This is a genomic window from Sphingomonas sp. CCH9-F2 (genome assembly GCF_001556735.1).
Classification (GTDB): Bacteria; Pseudomonadota; Alphaproteobacteria; order Sphingomonadales; family Sphingomonadaceae; genus Sphingomonas; species Sphingomonas ginsenosidimutans.
Map to the genome: position 1 here is coordinate 1 of NZ_LSJO01000151.1, position 210 is coordinate 210.

Here is a 210-nt window from a genome sequence, read left to right on the forward strand (position 1 = left end):
GAGGACAAGGCCCGCGTCATGGCCGAGCTTCGCGCCATCGCCGGGTCCGCATGGACACGCGCCGACCAGAGAAACCGGCAGCTATGGTTCGCCCTGGGCGGGGTGGCGGCCGGCATCCTCGCATGGGCGATCGTGCCGGGCCTCGTCGCGCGCGAGATCGCGCCGGCGAGCTGGCAATGGCCCGAGCGCATGGCGGCGCGGACGCTCGAC

At 73.8% G+C, this 210-nt stretch carries 1 pseudogene; it reads left to right on the forward strand.

What is annotated here, in order from left to right:
* Nucleotides 1–18: 18 nt before the first annotated feature.
* A pseudogene (locus AX685_RS04395) lies at nt 19–210 on the forward strand (DUF6118 family protein); the annotation flags it as partial.